At 37.7% G+C, this 24,701-nt stretch carries 19 protein-coding genes; 15 read left to right on the forward strand and 4 right to left on the reverse strand.

Features of this window, described 5'->3' with window-relative positions; all coding sequences use genetic code 11:
- Entirely contained in the window at positions 1–1,860 is a 1,860-nt protein-coding gene (locus tag AC27I2_RS12995) for an alkaline phosphatase D family protein (protein ID WP_487204491.1), read from the forward strand.
- Between the two features lie 1,003 nt (positions 1,861–2,863).
- Here AC27I2_RS12995 and AC27I2_RS13000 read toward each other — a convergent pair.
- The 4 genes from AC27I2_RS13000 to AC27I2_RS13015 form a co-directional block, all read right to left on the reverse strand.
- Complete coding sequence (locus AC27I2_RS13000; RefSeq protein ID WP_487204492.1) at positions 2,864–4,174, reverse strand: O-antigen ligase family protein; 1,311 nt, start codon at positions 4,172–4,174, stop codon at positions 2,864–2,866.
- A 235-nt stretch (positions 4,175–4,409) separates the two neighbouring features.
- Positions 4,410–4,937, reverse strand: a complete 528-nt coding sequence (locus AC27I2_RS13005; protein WP_487204493.1) for a hypothetical protein — start codon at positions 4,935–4,937, stop codon at positions 4,410–4,412.
- 22 nt (positions 4,938–4,959) lie between these two features.
- Positions 4,960–6,966, reverse strand: a complete 2,007-nt coding sequence (locus AC27I2_RS13010) for a bifunctional diguanylate cyclase/phosphodiesterase (RefSeq protein WP_487204494.1) — start codon at positions 6,964–6,966, stop codon at positions 4,960–4,962.
- Complete coding sequence (locus tag AC27I2_RS13015; RefSeq protein WP_138530514.1) at positions 6,950–7,648, reverse strand: transglutaminase-like cysteine peptidase; 699 nt, start codon at positions 7,646–7,648, stop codon at positions 6,950–6,952. Before AC27I2_RS13015 ends, AC27I2_RS13010 begins: the two co-directional genes overlap by 17 nt.
- Positions 7,649–7,947: 299 nt before the next feature.
- Here AC27I2_RS13015 and galU point away from each other — a divergent pair, with 299 nt between their 5' ends.
- The 14 genes from galU (at position 7,948) to AC27I2_RS13085 (ending at position 24,687) form a co-directional block, all read left to right on the forward strand.
- Entirely contained in the window at positions 7,948–8,841 is an 894-nt protein-coding gene (gene galU / locus AC27I2_RS13020; protein ID WP_487204495.1) for a UTP--glucose-1-phosphate uridylyltransferase GalU, read from the forward strand.
- Positions 8,842–8,988: 147 nt separating this feature from the next.
- A complete protein-coding gene (locus tag AC27I2_RS13025) occupies positions 8,989–10,464 on the forward strand; it encodes an oligosaccharide flippase family protein (RefSeq protein WP_487204496.1) in 1,476 nt (491 codons plus the stop codon).
- Positions 10,465–10,532: 68 nt separating this feature from the next.
- Positions 10,533–11,546, forward strand: a complete 1,014-nt coding sequence (locus AC27I2_RS13030; RefSeq protein ID WP_487204497.1) for a polysaccharide pyruvyl transferase family protein — start codon at positions 10,533–10,535, stop codon at positions 11,544–11,546.
- Positions 11,543–12,487 carry a hypothetical protein gene (locus AC27I2_RS13035; protein WP_487204498.1) on the forward strand — a complete coding sequence of 315 codons (945 nt, stop codon included), beginning with the start codon at positions 11,543–11,545 and terminating at the stop codon, positions 12,485–12,487. The genes AC27I2_RS13030 and AC27I2_RS13035 overlap by 4 nt, the downstream gene beginning before the upstream one ends.
- Complete coding sequence (locus AC27I2_RS13040; protein WP_487204499.1) at positions 12,487–13,722, forward strand: hypothetical protein; 1,236 nt, start codon at positions 12,487–12,489, stop codon at positions 13,720–13,722. Before AC27I2_RS13035 ends, AC27I2_RS13040 begins: the two co-directional genes overlap by 1 nt.
- 24 nt (positions 13,723–13,746) lie before the next feature.
- Positions 13,747–14,877 (forward strand): glycosyltransferase family A protein, encoded by a 1,131-nt coding sequence (locus tag AC27I2_RS13045; protein ID WP_487204500.1) that lies wholly within the window; start codon positions 13,747–13,749, stop codon positions 14,875–14,877.
- A 5-nt stretch (positions 14,878–14,882) separates the two neighbouring features.
- Positions 14,883–15,641, forward strand: coding sequence for a WecB/TagA/CpsF family glycosyltransferase (locus AC27I2_RS13050; RefSeq protein ID WP_487204501.1), 759 nt, complete (start codon positions 14,883–14,885; stop codon positions 15,639–15,641).
- A gap of 31 nt (positions 15,642–15,672) precedes the next feature.
- Positions 15,673–17,670, forward strand: coding sequence for a right-handed parallel beta-helix repeat-containing protein (locus tag AC27I2_RS13055; protein ID WP_487204502.1), 1,998 nt, complete (start codon positions 15,673–15,675; stop codon positions 17,668–17,670).
- Positions 17,671–17,914: 244 nt separating this feature from the next.
- Positions 17,915–19,087: an FAD-binding protein gene (locus AC27I2_RS13060; protein WP_487204503.1), complete on the forward strand. Its 1,173-nt coding sequence runs from the start codon at positions 17,915–17,917 to the stop codon at positions 19,085–19,087.
- A gap of 93 nt (positions 19,088–19,180) precedes the next feature.
- The gene (gmd, locus tag AC27I2_RS13065; RefSeq protein ID WP_487204504.1) at positions 19,181–20,302 is read left to right on the forward strand and encodes a GDP-mannose 4,6-dehydratase; all 1,122 of its coding nucleotides are present in this window, start codon (positions 19,181–19,183) and stop codon (positions 20,300–20,302) included.
- 55 nt (positions 20,303–20,357) lie between these two features.
- On the forward strand, positions 20,358–21,317 hold the full coding sequence (fcl, locus tag AC27I2_RS13070) for a GDP-L-fucose synthase (protein WP_487204505.1): 960 nt from the start codon (positions 20,358–20,360) through the stop codon (positions 21,315–21,317).
- 9 nt (positions 21,318–21,326) lie between these two features.
- On the forward strand, positions 21,327–21,812 hold the full coding sequence (locus tag AC27I2_RS13075; protein WP_487204506.1) for a GDP-mannose mannosyl hydrolase: 486 nt from the start codon (positions 21,327–21,329) through the stop codon (positions 21,810–21,812).
- 19 nt (positions 21,813–21,831) lie between these two features.
- Positions 21,832–23,238 (forward strand): mannose-1-phosphate guanylyltransferase/mannose-6-phosphate isomerase, encoded by a 1,407-nt coding sequence (locus AC27I2_RS13080; RefSeq protein WP_487204507.1) that lies wholly within the window; start codon positions 21,832–21,834, stop codon positions 23,236–23,238.
- A gap of 24 nt (positions 23,239–23,262) precedes the next feature.
- A complete protein-coding gene (locus AC27I2_RS13085; RefSeq protein WP_487204508.1) occupies positions 23,263–24,687 on the forward strand; it encodes a phosphomannomutase in 1,425 nt (474 codons plus the stop codon).
- Positions 24,688–24,701: the final 14 nt, after the last annotated feature.

The following is a 24,701-nucleotide window of genomic DNA, read 5'->3' on the forward strand; positions in this document are numbered from 1 at the left end:
ATGAGCACTCACGCGGCGCAACTTCCTATTTTACTTATGGGGCCAATGGTGCGCCGTGCTGAGCAAACAGGCGTGTGCATAGTGTTTGCAACGTCAAAACCCGCACAGTGCCAAATAAACATACTTAACACCCAAAGTGTTAGCGAACAACAAACTATTGCATTGGGTGAGCGCTTGTTTTTGCAGTATGTGGTAATTAAGCCTGCCAACGCGCCTTTTGTGCTCGACACCTTACTAGCGTATCAATTACTAATTGATGGCAATGAGATTGATTTATCAGCATGGGCTTACAACAATCAATCAACCCCTGCATTTGTAATACCTAATACGCTAAACAGCATACTACATGGCTCGTGCCGTAACGCGCATCACCCCGCAATAGACAGCCTAGTCACCGCAAGCCAATGGCAAAACACTCAGCGCAGCCAAAATAAGCCCGGTGCCCAACTACTGCTTTTAAGCGGCGACCAAGTTTACGCCGACGATGTAGCAGGGCCCATGTTAGTGGTGATTCATCAGCTTATTGAAAAGTTAGGTATTTATAAAGAACAACCCATGGCGCTGCCGCTACCAGAGCAGTTAAACGAGCAACTTTATAATCGGCATCATTTTTTACCTAAAACGCCGTGGCAAAAACGTTCAAAGCTCGGTGTGGGTTATTGGCTTAAAAAAGACGAGCCGCATTTTTCAAGCGTTAAAGCCTTTAACCACCTTATTCATTTTGAAGAATACGTTGCTTTATACCTGCTTAATTTAAGTGCCGCTGCGTGGCAGTGTGTTGACTTACAAAACACACAATACACAGGGCAAAACCAAGAGCACCAACGTATTTTTAATGCCGAAAAGTCAGCGCTGCTTGGTTATTCAAAAGGGCTGAGTGAAGTAGAGCGGTTATTTGCTAATGTGTCGACGTTAATGATTTTTGACGATCACGACGTAACCGACGATTGGAACCTCACCGCAGGGTGGGAGCAAGCCATAAACCAAAACCCAAGCAGTAAACGCATCGTTAATAACGGGCTTATAAGTTATTGGCTGTTTCAAGGTATGGGTAACGACGCGCTGGCAAAAACAGGCGCGCTTATAACGCCATTTAAACAAAGCTTAAGTGCTAATAACGTATGGCAATTTAAAGCGTTTGATAAACCCTTAAACGAATTTAACCATTGGCATTACGAGCTAACCACAATACCCAAAGTTGTGGTGCTCGACACACGCACACATCGCTGGCGTAACGAAAGCAATTTTAACGAGCCCTCAGGCCTGCTTGATTGGGAGCGCCTTACCGAGCTTGAAGAAAGCCTACTAAGCCACGATAAAGTTATTATTGTGTCGCCAGCGCCGGTATTTGGAGTTAAATCAATAGAAGCCATTCAAGCGGCTTTTAATATATGCGGCCAACCACTTATGGTTGATGTAGAAAACTGGATGGCACACGAAGGCTCGGCTAAAAAACTACTCGACACATTTAGGCGCACCGACACACCAAACGAAACCCTTATTTTATCGGGCGATGTGCATTATTCGTTTTGTTTTTCGGTGCAAAAGCGTTTTGGCGATCACCCAAACCGTATATGGCAACTCACCGCAAGCGGGATTAAAAACGAATTCCCTCGTAAGCTAATAAATGTATTAGATAAACTCGACTCTATTTTATACGGCCCCAAAAGCCCGCTTAACTTTTTTACCAAACGCTGGCACATGGAAGTAGATAAACACCAAACCGTAGGCGAAGGCCAAAAGTATTTAGTAAGCGACTCAGCAATAAGCTTAATCACCTTACAGCAAGGAGATTTATCACAATACCAACTCATCCACGGCGACGGCCACACCACCGAATTCGATCTAGAACATAAATAAAGCCCGTCATTGCCCTGTAGAGCTTGCTCACGTTAGAAGCGGCCGTTTCTTGCTTTTTAGTAATAAATATCACCACAGAGCACACCGAGGCGCTGGCGCTACACAGAGAAAACATAAGTAATTTGGTGATCACTTCTCCTTGTTTTCTCCTTTACTGCTCGGTGGTGACATAATCACTTAGCAATGTAAGGTATAGATTTACTGTAGGCGCCTTGCTTGCTGGCGCTTTAATTATAAATATGTAAAAGCGTTACTTTTATACGCCAGCAAGCTGCGCGTCTACGGTGTAAAGTTTGAGTTGGTTTTGTAGACGTAGAGCTTGCTCACGTTAGAAGCGCAGCTTCTTGTTACTTATAAAAAATATGACCACCGAGAACACAGAGTCGCTGGCGCTACACAGAAAAAGCATTAGTAATGGTTAGTCACTTCTCCTTGTCTTCTCCTTTACTTCTCGGTGGTGACATAATCACTTAGCAATGTACGGTGTAAAGTTTGACTTTATTTTGTAGACGTAGAGCTTGCTCACGTTAGAAGCGCAGCTTCTTGTTACTTATAAAAAAATATGACCACCGAGAACACAGAGTCGCTGGCGCTACACAGAGATAAACACAAGTAATTTGGTAGTCACTTCTCATTCACTGCTCGGTGGTGACAAAATCACTTAGCAGTGTAAAGTTTGACTTTATTTTGTAGACGCAGTGCTTACTCACGTTAGAAGCGTAGCTTCTTGTTACTTATAAAAAATATGACCACCGAGAACACAGAGTCGCTGGCGCTACACAGAAAAAGCATTAGTAATGGTTAGTCACTTCTCTTTGACTTCTCCTTCACTTCTCGGTGGTGACATAATCACTTAGCAATGCAGGGTGTTTATTTAATTGCGTAGATATGGCTACTTACCAGAACAAAATATTCTTGAAAACTGAAAACTGAAAACTGAAAACTGAAAACTGAAAACTGAAAACTGAAAACTGAAAACTGAAAACTGAAAACTGAAAACTACCTATTTAAAACTACGTACACGTTTAACAACTATTTTATTACTCAAAATCGCCAAACATAAAATAACCATAAACAGCATAGAGTTTGCACCAGCTTGGAGCGAATAATCGACCGAAGAATGCAATAACATATCAATAATCGCAATAGCACAACCAAAAGCCACACCCTGAAACAACGCCGTTTTGCGCTTACGCATAGTAGCCACACACAACCACAAACAATACAAAATAAGCGCACCCAAAGTAGCTGTAGCAGGAATACCCAGCTCTACAGCAAATTGAATATAATCGTTATGGGCATTATCGTAATAACCCGAATACGGCTCCGACTGATACGCAGGAAACGCCGTATAAAACGTACCGCCGCCCGAGCCCAATAAAGGCTTATCTAAAATAAGCGGAATAGAATCGCGCACTACCTCGTCGCGCGTTTCAGACGCAATGCTGGTTTCGCTAATACGCTGCTTAACTTTTTCAACATCAAAAATAGCGCCAATAATGATTAAATCAATAATAAAAAAGCTCACTATTAATAACTTAAACGCCTTAGGCTTATTGTTGTAAACAAACAGCGCCAAAAAGCTCACCACCATTAACGCAATAAAAAAGGCCGAGTTACCCATACGGCTGCGCGTTAAAATAAGCGCCACAATAATAATAATAAGCGAAATACGTAACACAATTTTAGAACTTAAAAGTATTTCGGCCCAAGCTCGTAAAGTTTGCTTAAGCGTTTGTTTATGCCTACCGCTGGTACGCTTTAACTCGCTTACCAACACACCAATACCTAAACATAAACACAGCGCTAAAAAGTTAGCCAAAAAGTTAGAATACGTAAATGTACCAATAGCGCGGTCGGTGTGTTTATAACCAAAAATAGGGCTTATTACATCGGGTGATAAATTTAAGTAACTTGCATACAACGCCTGAAAAACCCCGGCACAAATAATGGCATAAATAAGCTGTTTAATACGCTGTGCCGTATTACAGTAAATAAAAATAAGCCAGCAAAAAATAATTATAAAACTGGTTTTTAACAGCATGTGTTTTGTTTGAAAAGGGTCAACGCTTACCGTAAACATTTGCACAGCACATACAGCCGCAATAATGCCTAAAGTAGCAAACACAGGCCAAGAATATAAAGGAGGGTACAGCGGGTGTTTAGTATTTACAGCACTATAAACTAAATGCGTTAAAAACGTGGCGCTAATTAACACACCCATTGCTAATATAGCCCAGGGGCGATAACTGCCTAACGGCAAAGGGAGCAAAAATAAAATGCCGCACAACAAAGCAAAAATAAAACGATTCACTTATATCCCTATAAATAGTTAATACTAAATTTTAAACTGATTTTTAACGTTTGTTTTCTTAAATCTGTTTTTAAACTGACTTCTGACTTCTGACTTCTAAAATCTATTTCTTTAAACTGACTTCTGAAAACTAATATCTAATTACTTTTACTTAAACATTATTACACAATGCCCAAACACTTACACATAAAAAAACGCAGCCAATTGGCTGCGTTTTTAAACTAAATAGGTAGTATTAGTTATCAACTTCAGAAATGCCGTCGTCGCCGCCATTACCGCCAGCACCCGGAGGTGTTGGTAAGCTAACAAATGCTGGTACGCGTGAACGTGCATTAGGGTTAGCATTGCTGTTTGGAGCAGCGTTATTACCAGGGTTTTGGCCTGGTGCATTTGGATTACCAGCAGCCGTTGCTTCAGAAGCAGTCGTCGCATCAACACCAGCAGTAACAGCAGCAAGTGTTAGCGTATCGCTATCAATACCAGCAGCACTCATTGCACTTAGTACATCAGCAACTAACGGGTTATCTGCGCCTACTGCAGCAATAGCATCGTTAATTAGTGCGTCTACGTCTTCAGCAGAACAGTCGCTACATGCAGCTTGAATAGCAGCAAGTAAATCAGCTTGAAGTTGCTCCGGCGTAGCATCTGCCGACGCGTTATTTAATACGCTTACAAGTCCTGAGCTATCTGCTTGTGCATTTGCAGGTAATGTTACTACCGCACTTGCACTAGCAATTAAGCCAGCTAAAAGTAGTTTTTTCATATCTCGTCCCATGGTTGAGTGTCTAATTACAAAATTTTAGCGTATTAGGGCAAAAAGTAAACTCTTTATTTACGCCATTATTATTAGTTTTTACTATTTGCGAGGGTGCCATTATTAAATTACCTTGCACGCCATCGCACCCTAGTTTTTCAAGTACTTTTAAAGTCTCAGGTTTTTCTATTAAACAGGCTAAAACTTTAATACCAAAACCGTGGCAAATATTATTAACGGTTTGAATAAAAAATTGGCTTTGGGTGTTATCTAGCAGGTCTTGTATGTAGCTACCATCAATTTTTACAAACTCTATGTCTAACCCTTGTAAGTACCTAAACGACGTTAAACTCGTACCAAAGTGTTCTACACAAACACTAATACCAATATCTTTAATGGCATCTATATGCAAACTGGCTACATGCACATTATAAAGCAAGCTTATTTCGTGCAGCTCAAATAGTAAGTTATTTTTTAAAATAGGTTTAGTAGTGGCGTAAAGCGTAAGCCACTCTATAAAATCGGTAGAATATAACGACGCTTTACTTAAATTAAGCGCAAACACGTCTTTTGGGTATTGCTCTTTAACGTTTACAAAGTTGCGTATTATTTTTTTGTCGAGCTCTTCGGTTAAGTTTAGTTTTTCGGCCATTGCAAATAAATGGCCATTATTTACTTTTTCACCTTCGTGAATAAAGTGCGCAAACACCTCAAAATAACACTGTGTATTTTCAGAGCGAGCCTGCTTAACCGCCTGCACCGAAAAGCTCACCTCGCCAGCATCAATAATCGACTTAATAAGCGTACGCCACTGCTTAACACTAAATAGGGTGTCTTTATCTACTTTATTATTTGCGGCTGTTTCGCCAATGGTGCAACCGGTATCGAGCGCCGAAAGCACACTCCCTAGGCTAGAACCTTTTTCTACATTAACTAACGACAAGTTAGCAAAGCCGTTTACATGCAGGCTGTTTTTCTTTTGGCTAAAGGCATCGTTAATGTCTAACCGTGTTTTATTTAAAAAAGGCACGTCAAACGGGGCAAGCGCTATAAAAGTACTACCATTTAATTTAAATAACTTGGTATTAGTTAGCTCACTTAAAATGTGCTGCAGCGTAGTGCTTACATCGTAAACGTGTTGGTCGCCATCTTGGTAGCTTACAGTTTGGTTAATGTTAGCAAGCGAAGGCAGGGTGATCATCATTGCGGTTATTGGCGCATCGGGGGTTATTGTGTCTACCACCGAGCTAAAATGGTTTTCAAACGAACGGCGGTTACCCAGCCCAGTAAGGGGATCTATGTATACTTCTTCGGTAAGGGTTTGTGTTTGTTTAGTTAACGAGTCAAACGTGCTTTGTAAGTTAACAACCATATTATTTATCGCTTTAGTTACCGTACGCAGCTCGCGGGCTACCGGTATTTGTTGGTTTAACGTAAAGCGTTTACGGGTAACTAATTGCGCTTGGTGCTCTACCGCTTTTAGTGGCTTAAACACCGTGCCTAAAATTAAAAACGCCACCGCAAGCGATCCCGCCAATAATAAAAACGATCCGTAAAAGCTACGTTTAGTATGCTCCCAAAGCGTTAAGTACGACTGCCCCGTATGGCTGGTTACTTCAAGCGTGCCGGCCATTACCCAGCCATTATTAAGTTCGCTGCTCATGGTGGGGGCACTAAGCTGTAACGCGTTTATAAACCAATTAGGCACCGACTCAACCCGTTTAGGGTTAGTAAGCTCAAACACAACATTTTGTTGTGTATCGGTATATTTTATTTGCTTGTAATAGCCACTATCAAAAATCGCGGTGGCCATGGTTTGGGCAATCATTAAGCTTTCGTCGTCAAGGTAAGGCGAAACCGAAAGCCCTAAGCTTGTTGCCGTGTCTTGCGCGTGGCTACCCATTTGGGTTTGTAAGTATTGGCGGGTTGTTTGTACGTCGGTTGCTACGCGTACAAAAAACGAAATAACCGATATTAAAATAATAAGGCCATAAACTTGTGTTTTTAAGCTTAAGCCGTGTTTAAAAATTGGCGACATAACTAGTAGTTCCTTTATTGTTACGTGCGATGGGCGCAAGCTCACCGTGTTCTATTCGTTGTAGCATGGTGTTCCAGGCCGACACACCACGACTATTTTTAACTTTATTACCTAACCCTTTTGCTTTAGCAAGCCATAAACCTTGGCCGTTAAAGCTGTATATAGGTTTTAAATCGGGGCGCTTATTAGCCGGTAAAAGTTTAGTATTAAAATTACCTAACACAAGGGGTATTTGGTTAGGCTCTTCAATATAAATTAATACCATGTGTGGCTGGTTTACTGTTTTTTGGCGCACATACATAAAGCGTATTTTATCCTCAGGTATGCCCAGTGCTATTAATGTAAAGTACTTGGCTATTACGTAGTCTTCGCAGTCGCCCATACCTACGCCTAAGCTTTCAAGCGGGGTTGCCCAGTAATCTGTTTGTTGCCACAGTTCATCGTCGTTTTTGTATTGTATGTGTTTATTAAAAAAGTCGTTAACGAGGTGTATTTTTTGCCACTCGCTTTTACCTTGGCTGCTATCAATAAAGCTAAGCCAGTTTTTTATACGTGTGTAGCCAGCAGCGCCATATTGCTGTTGTGCACGGGCAAGTATATCGCTGTTACGCAAATGCATAAGTGCATCTTGCGCATACACAAAAAACGACATAACAATTAAAATGCAAACACCTAAGCGCACATACGTTCCTTTAGTTAAAAATCCCTAATAAACAGCACGGCTAAGTATAGTATTATTACAACAAAAAAGGTAGATAAGTAAAAAGTGCTAAAAAGCACTAAAATAGGGCGCTTGCTAGATATTTTGGTGCAACAAAAAATTAACAAAAAAACAGTATTAAAGGATGTTTTTATAGTTGAGTACATTATTGTGTTGTGTATAATAATAAGCTCACACGGTATGTGACGTACGTTAAAAGGATTTAAGCTTTTGCTTTGCCTTTTTGTGATTTTAAAAACAAAATAAAAAAAGGAATTAAAGTGAAAGTATTAAAAGCCGTACTCCCAGTTGCAGGTTTAGGCACGCGTATGTTGCCAGCCACCAAAGCAATACCAAAAGAAATGCTCCCCCTGGTCGACAAACCTTTAATTCAATACGTAGTTAACGAAGCCGTAGCCGCAGGCATAAAAGAAATAGTACTGGTTACTCACGCGTCTAAAAATTCTATCGAAAACCATTTTGACACCAGCTTTGAGCTAGAAGCCACACTAGAGGCACGTGTAAAACGCAGCCTACTAGACGAGGTTCGCTCAATAGTACCAAAAGACGTAACAGTTATTTCGGTTCGCCAATCGGCCCCATTAGGCCTAGGCCACGCAGTACTGGCTGCTAAACCCATAGTAGGCAATAACCCGTTTGCTGTAATGCTACCCGACGTAATAATAGACAAATACAAATCAAACCCAAAAACCGATAACCTAAGCCAAATGATCGACCGGTTTGACCAAACAGGTCATAACCAAGTAATGGTAGAGCCCGTACCGCAAGCACAAGTACATCAATACGGTGTGGTAGACCTAGCCGGTAAAAATATAAGCGCAGGCGAAAACGCCACCATTAAAAACATGGTCGAAAAACCAAATAACGATGAAGCCCCAAGCAACCTAGCAATAACAGGCCGCTATGTTGTATCGCCCACCATTTGGGATTTGCTTGAATACACACCACCGGGCGCCGGCGGCGAAATACAACTTACCGATGCACTACTACAACTACGCCACCTAGAAACGCTCGAAGCTTACCACCTAACAGGTAAATCGCACGACTGTGGTTCTAAGTTAGGCTATATGCTGGCAAATGTAGAATACGCCATGCAGTCAAGCCATATGGGTGAAGAGTTTAAAGCCGCATTGGACAAAATGTTAGTTAAGTAAGCAATTAATGCTCTATAAATAGCTCAAAATCATAATTTATTATGCCGTAAGCTAAAGAATACATATATTGTGGATTATATTTCACGATTTTTTTAGAAATAGTGAAATATAATGTGCTTATTATTAAGTCTGTGATCAAAAATTATTATGAGTAATTCATTTAAAACAATAATGAAAACAACAGGTGTTGTTGGCGCTGTTCAGGTAATAAAATTATTATTTGGCCTCATCCGTAATAAACTCATCGCGTTTTATTTTGGTCCCGCTGGTCTAGGTATTTGGGGGCTATATCTTTCTTTCACGGAGATGGTACAAGGTGTGGCTTGTTTAGGGCTTGAAAAAAGTTCTGTAAAACAAATTGCAGAAAACCATCAAGATGAATATAAAAAGTATTTAACCATAAAAGTAGCGCAATTCAGTTTAATTACATTTTCAGTTATTTGTTCAGTTACGGTCGCTATATTTTCTGCTGAATTAAGCACTGTTATATTTGGGAATGTTGAATATCAAATTGGTGTTCTAGTTTGCGCTGCTGTTATTTTATTTAACTGTCTTGCCGCTAGTTATCGTTCAATACTTAACGGCTTAAATGAAATTAAAGCGTTAGCCATCAGCCAATTAATAGGGATTTTAATTGGCAATGTTATCGTATTCCTATTGATCCCTTTTTTTGAAATTAGCGCTATTCCATTTTACTTTTTTATTGTAGCGATAAGCGCATTTATACCCACATTTGTTTTTCTTAAAAAACTTAAAATACCTTCCCTTGCTTTAACCTTCGCAGAAGGCTTTGAGCAGTTGAGTATTTTAATGAAGGTGGGTTTTGCTTTTTGGATTTCAGCTATATTTATGACTTTTATAACTTTTATGATAAATATATTTTTAAAAGATAACTTAAGTCTTGAAGTGGTAGGGATATATCAAGCCAGTTGGACAATATCGAATTTGTACATTGGTATTATTTTGTCTTCAATGGGCATAGCATTTTTTCCTAAGATTTGTCAAGTAATCCAAAATAAGCAACAGGCTAATATTTTAATAAATGAACAGATTGAGTTTGGTTTACTTGTGTCGTTACCGTTTGTTGTCGGAATTTTTATTTTTGCCCCAATACTGTTAATGATTTTATATTCATCTGAATTCTCAGCAGGGGAATGGATCATTAGGTGGCAAATGTTGGGGGTAATAATCCGTTTGTTAGGTTTCCCATTTGGCTATGCATTAATGGCAAAGGGAGAAGCAATTCAATACACAATAGCGCAGTTTTTATTTAGCTCATTAAACTACGGATTAATTATTTGGTTTGTAAATAACTATGGGTTTGAAGGATTAGGTATTAATTATTTTGTTGCCTATGTTATTTACATTTTCTTAGTAGGTGGACTTTGTATGCATTTTATAGGTTACAAACCTACGACTTTTTTAGTGAAAACAATAGCTATGTATGTTCTATTATTTGCAGCTTCAGCCTTAATTGTAAGTCAAACTAATAGCTATATGTATTTTACGATGGGAACTCTAGTTGTATTACTCTCTTTCTATATTTCCTATTACCTTTTAAGTAAAAAACTTAATCTAGATATAAAAGCATTAATATTGAATAAATTTAAAAGTAAAGTTTGAGTCATTCTAACTAATGGACACTTTACACTTATACATTTTAACAAAAAGTAAACTATAGATAATTAATTATGAAAACAGGCATTATTACATTTCACACGGCAAACAATTATGGCGCAGTTTTACAGTGTTACGCACTATCTGAGTCAATAAAAAATTTAGGCCATGAGGTAGAGTTAATAGACTTACCACTGCATGAAAAACCTAAAAAATTACGCCCGTTATTGCGCAATAAAGTTTTATCAATGGCTTTTTCAAGTTTTAGGGATACGTTTTTACCAAAAGCGGTAGAGCCAGCTGTAGAAAAAGATGTTTACTTCTTTGGTAGTGACCAAGTGTGGAACCCTCAAATAACAAAAAAACATTGTTTATCTTTCTTTGGTTCATGGATCAATAATAATAAACCCAAAATAGCTTATGCCGCTAGTTTTGGCCTTGCCACTTGGGATTTTCCAGAACTGACTTTAGATGTAAAAAAAGAACTTTCAACATTTAACGCTTTAGGTGTTCGTGAATCATCTGGTGTTAGTATTTGTAAAGACCAGTTTGGTTTAGACACTACTCAGGTTTTAGATCCAACACTGTTAAGAACCGATTACAGTAGTGTATTTAAGAAACGAAAAGCTTCTAAAAACTTAGTTTGTTATATCTTTGGCAAAGATGAACAAAAAATGGATCAACTAAGAAGTATTGCCAATAAGTGTGAATTACAAGCGGTTCTTTTAAATGATGCAAGGTTTAGGCGTAACATAAAGTCCGTACTTTTTCCGTCTGTCGCTAAATGGTTGTCCTATATAGAGTCGAGTCAATTTGTGATCACAGACTCATTTCATTGCATGGTATTTGCCATTATTTTCAAGAAAAACTTTATAGCTATACCAGCAATACAAGCAAGAGCTGGCAGAATGGTATCTTTACTTGAATCACTCGGCCTTGAGTCACGCTTTTTTAATACATTGGAAGAAGCTCAAAATTCAGACGTTATTTTGCAAGATATTGATTACTCGGTGGTAGATAAAAAATTAAATGATTTAAGAGCCAATTCTTTAGAATTCTTAAAAGACTCGTTGGATAACGTTAAATGATCACTGACTTTTTCCATGATTTATATAACGCTACATTTAAAATTAAACACCCTATACTGGTTGCTAGTAAAGTACCAGCCGTATTGAGGTTAGTGATTTTAAGTGTTGGAAATACAGTAATACCGATTGTTTTTGCGTTCACAAAAAACAATAGTCAATACAATTTGAAAAGTAATACAAAAAAACAAACCGATTTTGTTGTTTCCTTAACATCATTTCCACAGCGTATAGGTAATGTGCATTTAGTCATCGAGTCATTATTAAGACAAACAGTCAGCCCAAAAAGAATTATTTTATGGTTGTCAGAGCAGCAATTTAACTCACTTGATGAATTACCTAAAAAATTATTGGGGCTACAGAGCAGAGGTTTAGAAATATATTTAACAGCAGGCGATTTACGCTCATATAAAAAGTATTACTTTTTATTAAAAGAAACGCCTAGTAGTAAATTTATTATATTTGATGATGACATTTTTTATCAGTCAAAAGTCATTGAATATTTAATTGATACTCACAAAAAATACCCTAATGCACTGTGTGCTAATAGATGTCGGAAAATAGATAATACACAACCTTATGCAAACTGGGAAGTGATAAAAGGGGCTGAACAAAGCCCTAAATTTAATTTAATGCCAACAGGGTGCGGTGGTGTACTGTATCCAGAAAACGCGCTTCATATAGATGCATTAGATAAAGATTTATTTAACCATATCTGTAAAGACGCGGATGATATCTGGCTTAACACCGCAGCTTATTTAAATAAAACGGCCATTGCTTACACAGGTAAATTTGAATACGTATTAGCGGTAATTTCATATGGTAATATTCATTTACACAGTAAAAACGTTGGCGAGTCTAATAATGATATCCGTATGAGAAGTGTTGAAAAGCATTACCTATCTAGTAAGAGTATTAAAGTTTTCGACAGGGATAACTATTAATGACCATTGATCGGTTTAATAATACTGTGCTATTTGTTGCTATTTTATGCTCAGTGCATTTTTTTGGTCTTTATTATAACCTTGGTGCCAAGCTGAATGTATTAATTGATCTTATTTTTATGCTTTGTGTATTTTTATTTTTTTATACTAATAAAAAGATGGGGACAGCCAGCCAAGTTAATTCAAAAATTTTAAGCTTATACATTAAGTATTTTTATCTTTTTTTAATATTTTTATTTATTTCTACAATATCATGTCTATATTTTCATGATCAGAATATGTTTAGAACTATTCAGGCAATGCGGACGTTTCTCTATTTCATAATCTTTTTTATGTTAATCAAAAGTAGCATCTCCAAGGGCAAGTTAGAGACAGTTTGTTACATTTTTTTGTTTTGTTACTGCATTGTTTTTTCATTGCAACTAGCTGTTTTTCCAACAGAAATCGTACCTTTAGGCAGGGCTGATGAGTTTGACCGAGGTTTTCTTCGTTTAAGATTAGAAGGTGTAGGTTTTGTTACCTTAGTTGGGATGTTGTCATTAAATAAATATTTATCGACCAAACGGTTAAAACATATTGTAGTTTTAGCTATCTGTTTTATTTTTATCTATTTATTGGGTTTTAGAACTTTATTACTAACCTATTTTTTTAGCTTATTATTACTTGTATACTTTTTTTATAAAAACTTATCCTTAGCATTTTTAATCAATTTTTTAGTTGTTGGCCTTGGGGTGCTTTTATATCAAAGTGGGATTGGGGTCGATTTTCTTGAAGAGAATATAGAGTTAACTTCAAATCAATTAGAAGATTTCGATGATTATATTCGCGTATTAACTTACCGCTTCTTATTTGAAGACACTTCACCTAGTCAATTTGCTTTATTATTTGGTAATGGTTTTCCTTATTTGGGTTCACAGTATGGGTATGATGTTTTATATGTAGGAACTGAGCTCAACGGCTTTATAGCTGCTGACTTAGGGTTGTTAGGTTTTGCTTTTTATTTTGGTGGTATTACCACGTTTATTTACATATTAATGTTGATCACCCCTATGTTTAAACGATTTAAAAAAGAGACCGTATATTTAAAGGTATATGGTTTTTATTTAGTTATAAGTTCTTTGACAACAGCGGAATCATTTAGGATTGGAATATTTGGTGTTATTTGCATTTACCTATACTTGGTGGTGTTGGAAGTTGGCTCTAATGCAGAACCGCTGAATAAAGCTAGTAATTAAGTCAATAAATATAAAGAGAACCTAATGAATATTTGTATAGCAGTTGTAGCTTATAACAAATTGAAACCTTTAAAGAGGCTTTTACAGTCCTTATCTGAAGTTGTTATTCCTAAAACATTAAAGGTTGATTTGTGTTTTTGTATTGATGGGGGAGGTACTCCTGAGATTGAAAAGGTAGCAAAAGACTTTAATTGGCACGGTGAAAATAAAAAAATTAACGTTCAACCAACTAACATCGGGCTTAAAAAAAACGTATATAAAACTATGAAATTAGGCACAGAGTATGATTTTTTAGTTATTTTAGAAGATGATTTGTTTATTTCTACTCAACTTTTAAAGTACATCGAGTCAGTAGCTGTTTTTTATGGTGATTCAAGTTACCTAGGGGGCTACTCTCTTTATTCACCGAATTTTAATGAAACAGCATATACCGCATTTAAACCATTAAATGATAATAAAGATATTTACTTTATGAAAGTGCCTTCATCTTGGGGTCAATTTTATTCAAAAAAACAATTAGAAAATTATTTTGTTTGGTTGGAAAATGCACAAAATGTAGATCTCTCAAGCTTACCCCCTAATGTGTCAAGGTGGTCTGATAAATCTTGGAAAAAAGAATACTTTTTATATTTAATTGAAACTGGTAAGTATTTTTTGTATCCAAGAAACTCTCTAACAACCAATTTCGCAGATGCAGGTGTTCATCATCGCGGAAGCGACTTGTATCAAGTTACTTTATTTATAGATTTCAGAGATTTAAATTTAGTCGAAATTAATGAATCAAAGTGTGTTTACGATGAGTTTTGCGAATTAGAGCCTGCATGTTTAAACCGCCAAGTTACAAAGCTGCAAAACTACAATTATACAGTTGATCTTTATGGGTATAAACCCTTAGATAGTGCAACGAATGGATATCAATATATTTTGTCTACTGTATGTCATGGAAAAGCTTTGATGTCTTGGGACAATTCCCTTATTCCATTAGAAATGAATATTTTATCTGATCTTTCAGGTGAAGGCATTTATCTATATAAAACAGAAAACTTAAAATTTAAAAGATTGAACATTATAAAATCTCGAATGAAAAACTTTTTTAAGTTACATCAAATCAGAATCGATAGCTCACTGGTTTCAAGGCTAGTAGGTAGGAATTAAAAAATATGTTCAAACAAAAAATTATTAAAATGGATGTTGATGTCACCAATTTGGACTCTGTATTGCAACAAGTCGTAACCTTAGCTACTAAAAAGCAAGGTGCATATGTTTGTGTATCGAATGTACACATGTGTATTGAGGCCTTAGACAGCAATGAATTTCAACAAGTTGTAAACAAAGCTGATTTGGTAATACCTGACGGTAAGCCGCTTTCTTGGGCGCAAAAATTCCTTGGTCATAAAGCAGCACAACAAGTTCGTGGTCAAGATATTATGAATGCATTGTGTGCAGCATCAGGCGAGCAAAAACTAAATATAGGTTTTTATGGTGGTAGCTCAGGTGAATTGTTAAGTTTAGTCAAAAGTAAACTCACTCAAACTTACCCTGATATTCGTATTTCTTACGCGTATTCACCGCCTTTTAGACCATTAACAACTGACGAAGGTGCTGCCGTTATTGCCGAAATAAATTCTGCTAATGTAAATGTTTTATTTGTTGGTATTGGTTGCCCAAAGCAAGAACGTTGGATGGCAGAGCATAAAGATAAACTAAATTGTGTAATGTTAGGTGTGGGCGCAGCCTATGACTTTATTGCTGGCAGTAAAAAACACGCACCACGTTGGATTCAAAAGATAGGTATGGAATGGTTATTTAGATTATGTAGTGAGCCAAAGCGTTTATGGCGCAGGTATTTGTCAACCAACCCAAGATTTATTTGGCATTTTGGCAAGCAGTATTTAAAACATTTATTTAAAGCTATTTAATTAATAGCGTTTTTAAATTACAGGTGTGACCTTGCATTATTACAAGTACATTAGTTCAGTTTTTATTATAAGCATAACGCTCAATTTTTTTGGCTGTGCTCATGCGCAAGGTGATATTAAGCATATTTATGTTGCTAACTCGGTTGTTGTTGAAGGTGATAATGCGGACGGCACAATTGAGCGACCATTTAACACAATAGAGCAAGCATTGGATTTAGCTAGAGGTTTAAAAAATAATAGCTTAAATATTTGGTTAAGAGAAGGGCGCTATTATTTAAGTCATTCCGTTACATTATCTAAGTTGGATGCTAGAGCTGCGGATTATCCATTGGTTATTTCTGCATTTAAAAATGAGCAGGTCATTATCTCTGGAGCAAAAATACTGTCAAGCTGGGATAGGTTAACTGATAACTCAATTAAAAGAAGCCCAGCTAATAAATTGTCACCTGACGTGCAAAAACATGTGTATGTATCAAATTTGAGTGATTATAAAGTAAATAATGTTGGCACAATTAAAACCGGTGGCATTGAGTTGTATTACGATGATAGAAAAATGCAATTAGCCCGTTACCCAAATAATGGAATGTTGACGATTAAAAGATTGGTTGAACCTGACACTAAAATTGTTAGGAATCATAAAGGCAGTACAACAGGGCAGTTTTATTTTGAAGGAAATAGAATAACAAAATGGGTAAATGAGCCTGATATTTGGCTTGACGGTTTTTGGTTTTGGGATTGGAAAGATGAAATCCAAGCCGTTGACCGTATTGATATAAAAAACAAAATAATATCGCTAAAAAAACCATATCATTTTTATGGTTACAAAAAAGGTCAACGGTATTTTGCGTTTAATATTTTGTCTGAGTTAGACCACGCTGATGAGTGGTATTTAGACAGAGAGACGGGTGAGGTATATTTTTATCCCTCAGGTGATTTAGGCTCTCAAAAGCCAGTTAAGCTGGCGGTTACGGCAAATTTATTTGAGTTTAATGATGTAAGTAATGTAACGGTTAAAAACATAACTATTGCACATGCAACAAACAATGCAATTGCAATAACAGGTGGTTCACATAATGTGCTGGATAATCTTGTGATTAAGCATATTGGTAATAAAGCTGTAAGCATTAGGGGTAGTTATTTTAGTAAGGTTATGAATAGCCATATATTTTCCATTGGGGCTGGCGCCATAAGTCTTAATGGCGGAGACAGAGACTCATTATCTCCAGCCAATATATGTGCAGTTAATAATAAGATACATGATTATGCAAAAACCAAAAAAACTTATCAGCCAGGAATATCATTATCTGGTGTTGGTAATTGTGCAATAAAGAATGAAATATACGATGCACCGCATATCGCCGTGTATTTTGCAGGAAATGATCATGTGATTGAGTACAATAATATTCATCACGTGGTTAAAGAGTCAAATGACGCTGGCGCTATCTATTCTGGCAGAGATTGGACTGCAAGAGGTACCGTAATAAAGCATAATTATTTACATAACATACAAGGTTATAAGGACAAAGGTGCTAAAGGCATTTATTTGGATGATGAGCTCTCTGGAACCACCATTGTAGGTAACGTATTTGACAGTGTTCATCATGCCGTGTTTGTTGGTGGTGGTAGGGATAACTTAATAGACAATAATTTATTTATTAATACTAACAGATCTGTTTACATTGATGCACGTGGCGTTACTTGGGCAAAAAATGCTTTTGGTAGCCAATTAAGAAGTAGGCTAGAGGCTGTTCCTTATACATCAGCTGTCTGGAAAGCACGTTATCCAGAATTGACTAATGTATTAATGCAAAACACTAGATTACCTGTGGGTAATCTAGTGAGTAATAATGTTTTTTTTGATGAGAAATGGAAGTTAATATTTTCAGAAGCTAAACCTTATGTTGTGCTTTTTAATAATCATGAAATGTTTGATAAAAAGCCAACAAAAAATTACCAAGTTAATGAGTTGTTAGCTGGATTTGAGAATATTCCATTTGATGAAATTGGTGTGGGTATGAAACTTGATTAAATACTGTAAAAACAAAAGAATTGTGAAAAATAAATGTGTATGGATGATTAAGAAGGCTTTCATACGGAAGTAGTATAATTGTTTGTTTGACTATAGGTACTTATGATCAAGGTTCTTTGGCTGATAACTAAACAAACCATTTAAGGGATTATTAAGTAGCTCTGTTAAATTAAGTGTTTAAAAATTATTGGCAGTGGTTAGTAGTATCATGGAGAAACATTAATAATGTCGGGAGCTAATTTTTATGAGCGAAAGTGAAAATAGTCTTAAACTTAATGAATCTTTGCAAGCAGCATGGTTGAGCGGTTACTCGGCAGGTCTAAAAGAGAACTTTAAAGAAACCGAAGATTTATCGGATAATGAAATAGAAAATGTAGAACTTCGCGATTTAGATGATTTTTTACAGGCTGAAAAACTTAATTATAAAAAAAATGAAAGCCTTAAAGCTATTACTAAACGTAATAAATTTGGTAGTTGTAATTATTTTTGCGTACCAAATAATTCTAAAGAATTGCAGCGATTAATTACTTTTTTGAACAACAACGACATTGAGTATTTTATTATTGGTGATACGTCGAATATTTATTTCTTAGAGTCACTTCGTTATGACGTAATCGTAAGTACCAAAAAATTAAGAGGGATTAAATTTGATGATAACTCTGTAACTTGTGAAAGTGGTTACAAGCTAACAAAACTAGCTAAAGAACTTGTAGATAAAGGCGTATTAAATTATCTCGGTTTTATTGGTATACCGGGAACGGTTGGAGGTGCTGCTGTAAATAATAGCGGAGCTTTTAATTGTGAAATGTCAAAAGTTGTAAAAGAAATTACCTTGTTAAATACTGATAATGAAATGATAACTTTAACTAATCAAGAGTTAGATTTTTCAGAGAGAAATAGTGTATTAAAGTCGAAAAAAATATCTGGTTGTGTGATGTCAGTAACGTTTGATACATCCGCTTTAGGTGATAAAGATTTATTGCAAAAACAAATGGAGCAACTTATATCACACAGAAGAGGGTATATAGACAGTGACAAAATAAGTTTGGGAAGTGTTTTTGTCTCTGCATCTCATGATTATTTAAAGAAGAAATATGCTTATAAATTATTTATTAAAAAAATAGTCTTTTTTATCTGGAAGCAATTTATCAGAAATTCCAAAGGAAGGCGGAAACTTAATAAAAATTTGGAGTTTCAAACTCTAGGTTTAAGCCGTTTTATAGAGCATTGCGATACATTAAATAGATTCTATTGGACTAAAGATACATCTGAATCTGTGTTCTTTGATTATTTAAATACTTTAAATGGTATGTCTGATAATACTTTAAGAATAGAGATTGAAATGAAAGGTGACATTCAGGAAGTACAAAAACAACTGCCTTTTTACCCTGATATTGATAAAAGGGTAGAAAGATGAAACATCAAATATCAAATATCAAATATCAAATGAAAGTATAAGCCACTTTATTGCTAAAAAGCTAAATATTTTAAAGATACCAAAGGAAATGACATGTCAAAAAAAGTTGCGTTAATAACCGGTGTTACAGGCCAAGATGGCTCTTACTTAGCTGAGTTGTTACTTGAAAAAGGTTACGAAGTACATGGTATTAAACGCCGTGCATCGAGCTTTAATACAGAGCGAGTTGATCATATTTACCAAGATCTCCACGAAACTAACCCACAGTTTTTTCTGCATTACGGCGATTTAACCGATACGTCTAACCTTACGCGTATTTTAAAAGAAGTTCAGCCAGACGAAGTATATAACCTGGGCGCACAAAGCCATGTAGCGGTTAGTTTTGAGGCACCCGAATACACCGCCGATGTAGATGCAATAGGCACATTACGTTTGCTTGAGGCCATTCGCTTTTTAGGGCTTGAGAAAAAAACAAAGTTTTATCAGGCATCTACGTCTGAGCTATACGGTGAAGTGCAAGAAATACCACAAAAAGAAACAACCCCGTTTCACCCGCGCTCACCGTACGCAGTTGCAAAAATGTACGCTTACTGGATTGTAGTTAACTATCGTGAGTCGTACGGTATGTATGCCTGTAATGGTATTTTGTTTAACCATGAGTCGCCTCGCCGTGGTGAAACCTTTGTTACCCGTAAAATTACCCGTGCGCTTGCCAATATTTCACAAGGGTTAGAAAAATGCCTATACCTAGGCAATATGGATGCCCTGCGTGACTGGGGCCACGCTAAAGATTACGTACGCATGCAATGGATGATGTTACAACAAGATGTTGCTGAAGATTTTGTTATTGCTACAGGTAAACAAATTTCGGTACGCGACTTTGTGCGCTTGTCGGCCAAAGAGCTAGGTGTAACGCTTGAGTTTAGTGGTGAAGGCGTGGACGAAATAGCAACGGTAGCCGCAATTGAGGGCGATAACGCCGCTGCATTAAATGTAGGCGATGTAATAGTAAAAGTTGACCCGCGTTACTTCCGCCCAGCGGAAGTTGAAACACTACTAGGCGACCCTTCTAAAGCAAAGGCTAAACTAGGTTGGCAGCCAGAAATTACCGTAGAAGAAATGTGTGCCGAAATGGTGCAAAACGATTTAGGTAAAGCCAAACAACACGCTATTTTAAAAACGCACGGTTACAACATTAGCGTAAGTGTTGAGTAACATTTAAGTATTAATGCTGCACCTAAGTGTGCAGCACACTTTACATGGATTTATTATGAAAACTATTTTTGTAGCGGGCCATAAAGGCATGGTGGGCTCGGCTATTGTTCGCCAGTTAGCGTTAAACCCCAACATAAATGTAATTACTCAAGACCGTAGTGAATTAAATTTACTTGATCAAACAGCGGTTAAACATTTTTTTGAAACCAATAAAATTGACCAAGTATATTTAGCAGCGGCTAAAGTAGGCGGTATTGTTGCTAATAATACCTACCCAGCTGAATTTATTTACCAAAACCTAACTATACAAAATAATATAATACACAGCGCGCATTTAGCCGGCGTTAACGACTTATTGTTTTTAGGTTCATCATGCATTTACCCAAAGCTTGCAACACAACCCATGACCGAACAGGCTTTATTAACGGGTACGCTAGAGCCAACCAACGAGCCTTATGCTATTGCTAAAATTGCCGGTATTAAAATGTGCGAGTCTTACAACCGCCAATACGGCCGTAATTACCGCTCGGTAATGCCAACTAATTTATATGGTGAAAACGATAATTTTCACCCTGAAAACTCTCATGTTATACCTGCATTGTTACGCCGTTTTCACGAAGCTAAGCTCAATGGCGACAGCAACGTGGTTGCGTGGGGCTCGGGTAAGCCTATGCGTGAGTTTTTACACGTAGACGACATGGCAGCAGCCTCTATTTACGTTATGAACCTAAATAACGAAACCTACCAAGCCAACACGCGAGACATGCTAAGCCATATAAACGTGGGTACAGGCGTAGATTGCACTATACGTGAATTAGTTGAAACCGTAGCACAAGTAGTGGGCTTTACAGGCACTATTGAGTTTGATGCAACCAAGCCCGATGGCGCACCACGTAAGTTAATGAATGTATCGCGCTTAAAAGACCTAGGTTGGCAGTACAGTATTGACCTAAAACAAGGCCTTACTAGTACTTACGATTGGTTTTTAGCTAACCAAAACAACTTTAGAAAATAAGGTTGTTACATGTTTTTAGATAAACAAACGTTTAGCACGGTTATAAAAAGTAGCCCGCTTGTATCTATTGACTTAGTGGTAATTAACCCAGATGGCCAAGCTCTTTTAGGGCAGCGTTTAAACCGCCCCGCAAAAGGGTTTTGGTTTGTACCTGGCGGGCGAATTTTAAAAAACGAAAGCTTAGCTGATGCATTTAAACGCTTAACCCTTGACGAGTTAGGTACTGAGTTTGCTATTGAACAAGCAACGTTGCAGGGCCCGTATGACCATTTTTACGACGACAATGTATTTGGTAACGAGTTTACTACCCACTACGTGGCTATTTCGTTTGTTATAAAACTGACACAACCCCTAAGTAACCTACCAATGGATGTACAACATAATGGTTACAAATGGTTTGAAATTAACGATTTACTTAACGACACCGCAGTACATAAACATACTAAATGGTATTTTGAGTCATTAAGCAACAATAGCAGTGATTGCAAACTGTAAAATATACAAAGGAATAATTATGATTTTACCTGTTATTATGGCCGGTGGTTCTGGTACACGTTTATGGCCGCTTTCGCGTGGTAATTACCCAAAACAGTTTTTAGCGCTTGATGGCTCAAACCATACAATGCTGCAACAAACCATTAGCCGTTTAAGCGGTATTGACCATGCACCCGCCATGCTTATTTGTAACGAAGAACACCGTTTTATAGCCGCCGAGCAAGTTAGGCAATTAAATGTTGAGCATTCGGGTATTTTTTTAGAGCCAGTAGGGCGCAATACCGCACCGGCTATTGCCTTAGCTGCATTTAAAGCCGTTGAAAACAAGCAAGACCCGCTATTACTTGTGCTAGCTGCCGACCATGTTATTGAAAGCACAGCTGCATTTCAGCAAAGTGTTACCCAAGCAGCCGCACTTGCTGAGCAGGGTAAGTTAGTAACTTTTGGTACTGTAGGCAACAAGCCCGAAACCGGTTATGGCTACATTAAACGAGGCGAGCAATACCAAGCAGGTTTTGTGGTTGAACGCTTTGTTGAAAAGCCCGATTTAGCGACCGCTAATACCTATATTAAAAGTGGTGACTACTACTGGAACAGTGGTATGTTTTTATTTAAGGCAAGCCGTTATTTGCAAGAGCTAAAAGCATTCAGGCCCGATATTTACAACGCGTGCGAACAAGCCATGCAAGTACAAAACGACGACATGGACTTTGTACGAGTAGACAAAGCCGCATTTGAACAATGCCCCGACGAGTCGATTGATTACGCAGTAATGGAACACACAAAAGATGCCGTTGTAGTGCCTATGGACGCCGGCTGGAACGACGTAGGCGGTTTTGAAGCATTATGGGAAGTATCGCAACAAGACGAAAACGGCAATGCGTTTAAAGGCGATGTAAAAGCGGTTGATACCAAAAATACTTTAGTATTTGGTGAAGACAAACTGGTTGCCACCGTAGGTGTTGAAAACTTAGTTATTGTAAACACTAAAGACGCCGTTTTAGTTGCCAATAAAAACGAGTCGCAAAAAGTAAAAGCCATTGTTCAACAACTTAAAAATGAGCAACGCCCAGAGGTTAAGTTTCATCGTGAAGTATACCGCCCTTGGGGTAAATACGACTCGGTTGATTGCGGTGAGCGTTTTCAGGTTAAGCGCATTACGGTTAAACCCGGTGCTAAGTTGTCGGTGCAAATGCACCACCACCGTGCTGAACACTGGATTGTGGTTTCGGGTACTGCCAAAGTACATTTAGATGGGCAAGAACAATATTTAACCGAGAACGAATCGGTTTATATTCCTATAACGGCTGTACATGCGCTCGAAAACCCAGGCAAAGTAGACCTAGAGCTAATAGAGGTTCAGTCGGGCTCTTACCTAGGTGAAGACGACATTGTTCGTTTTGAAGATCGTTACGGTCGATCTTAATAAATTTGTATATTAGAGGGTACTATGGATAGTTCGGTTATTATTGAACAAAGCGGGATAGAGTTTGGTACATCGGGCGCACGTGGCTTAGTTACCAATTTCACAAACGAGGTATGTTTTGCGTTTACGTTGGCATTTTTAAGTACGCAAAACAATGTAAAACGCATTGCGATTGCGATTGATAATAGGCCGAGCAGCCCAGCTATGGCGCAAGCGTGTATTAGTGCGGCTACACAAGCCGGTATTGAGGTTGACTACTTTGGTGTTATACCCACGCCTGCACTGGCTTATACTGCACAAATTGCACAGGTACCTGCCATTATGGTTACCGGCAGCCATATACCGTTTGACCGTAACGGGCTAAAGTTTTACACAAACACCGGTGAAATAACCAAGCAAGACGAAATAGCCATTATAAGTGCCAACGTACCTGTTGAGAATAGTGACCTTTTACCTTTGCCTAATGCCGATACCCGCGCATTCGATTTATACATAAAGCGTTACTTAGATGTATACGCCAGTGATTTATTAAAAAATAAAAAAATTGGTATTTATCAGCATTCAAGCGCTGGCCGAGACTTATACCCCGTTTTATTTAAAGCACTTGGCGCCGACGTTGTATGCTTAGGTTATAGCGATGAATTTGTACCCATAGACACCGAAGCCGTAGCCGAAACCGACCGCGAACAAGCCCGCAAGTGGGCAAGTGAGTATAAGTTAGATGCACTTTTTTCGACCGATGGCGACGGCGACAGGCCCTTATTAGCTGACGAAAACGGCGACTACTTTACAGGCGATGCTTTATGTTTATTGGCAGCTAAAAGCTTAAATATTGAGGCGTTAGTTATTCCGGTTAGTTGTACTAGCTCGGTTGAATTAACTGGCTACTTTAATACCGTAAAACGCACAAAAATAGGCTCGCCGTATGTAATAGCGGCCTTTGCCGATTTAATGAATAACTATTCTGCTGTTGCGGGTTTTGAAGCCAATGGCGGGTTTTTGTTGGCGGCTAATATTTTTATTGATAATAAGCCATTAATTAGTTTGCCTACACGTGATGCGGTATTACCTGTTTTGGCAACGTTAACATTAGCTAACGGAGCTAATTTATCTGATTTAAATAGCTTATTGCCGCAGCGTTTTAATTACAGTGATCGATTAAAAAATATTACCAAAGCGCAATCGGCCCCATTAATTGAGTTAGGTAAAAACAACCAAGCTGAGCTAATGGTTACATTATGCTTAAACGAATACAGCGTAAGTAAAGTAGATACTACCGATGGGGTAAGGTTAACTTTAACCAGTGGCGACATAATACATTTACGCCCTTCGGGTAATGCGCCCGAGCTACGTTGTTACACCGAAAGCAGTAATGCAAGCAATGCAAAAGCACTGGCTTTAAATGTACTTAACAAAGTACAAAGCTACGTAGAGCATACGGTTAGCTAAGTTAAGCTGTTTTA

The sequence above is a fragment of the Pseudoalteromonas sp. NH0006-46 genome, from assembly GCF_057547735.1.

Bases quoted from the DNA above. Each gene is read 5' to 3' on its own strand.
- AC27I2_RS13060 (WP_487204503.1), top strand. From the start codon at position 17,915: ATGAGCGAAAGTGAAAATAGTCTTAAACTTAATGAATCTTTGCAAGCA.
- AC27I2_RS13005 (WP_487204493.1), bottom strand. From the start codon at position 4,937: ATGAAAAAACTACTTTTAGCTGGCTTAATTGCTAGTGCAAGTGCGGTA.
- AC27I2_RS12995 (WP_487204491.1), top strand. From the start codon at position 1: ATGAGCACTCACGCGGCGCAACTTCCTATTTTACTTATGGGGCCAATG.
- AC27I2_RS13035 (WP_487204498.1), top strand. From the start codon at position 11,543: ATGATCACTGACTTTTTCCATGATTTATATAACGCTACATTTAAAATT.
- gmd (WP_487204504.1), top strand. From the start codon at position 19,181: ATGTCAAAAAAAGTTGCGTTAATAACCGGTGTTACAGGCCAAGATGGC.
- fcl (WP_487204505.1), top strand. From the start codon at position 20,358: ATGAAAACTATTTTTGTAGCGGGCCATAAAGGCATGGTGGGCTCGGCT.
- AC27I2_RS13045 (WP_487204500.1), top strand. From the start codon at position 13,747: ATGAATATTTGTATAGCAGTTGTAGCTTATAACAAATTGAAACCTTTA.
- AC27I2_RS13025 (WP_487204496.1), top strand. From the start codon at position 8,989: ATGAGTAATTCATTTAAAACAATAATGAAAACAACAGGTGTTGTTGGC.
- AC27I2_RS13085 (WP_487204508.1), top strand. From the start codon at position 23,263: ATGGATAGTTCGGTTATTATTGAACAAAGCGGGATAGAGTTTGGTACA.
- AC27I2_RS13050 (WP_487204501.1), top strand. From the start codon at position 14,883: ATGTTCAAACAAAAAATTATTAAAATGGATGTTGATGTCACCAATTTG.
- AC27I2_RS13010 (WP_487204494.1), bottom strand. From the start codon at position 6,966: ATGTCGCCAATTTTTAAACACGGCTTAAGCTTAAAAACACAAGTTTAT.
- AC27I2_RS13080 (WP_487204507.1), top strand. From the start codon at position 21,832: ATGATTTTACCTGTTATTATGGCCGGTGGTTCTGGTACACGTTTATGG.
- AC27I2_RS13040 (WP_487204499.1), top strand. From the start codon at position 12,487: ATGACCATTGATCGGTTTAATAATACTGTGCTATTTGTTGCTATTTTA.
- AC27I2_RS13075 (WP_487204506.1), top strand. From the start codon at position 21,327: ATGTTTTTAGATAAACAAACGTTTAGCACGGTTATAAAAAGTAGCCCG.
- AC27I2_RS13030 (WP_487204497.1), top strand. From the start codon at position 10,533: ATGAAAACAGGCATTATTACATTTCACACGGCAAACAATTATGGCGCA.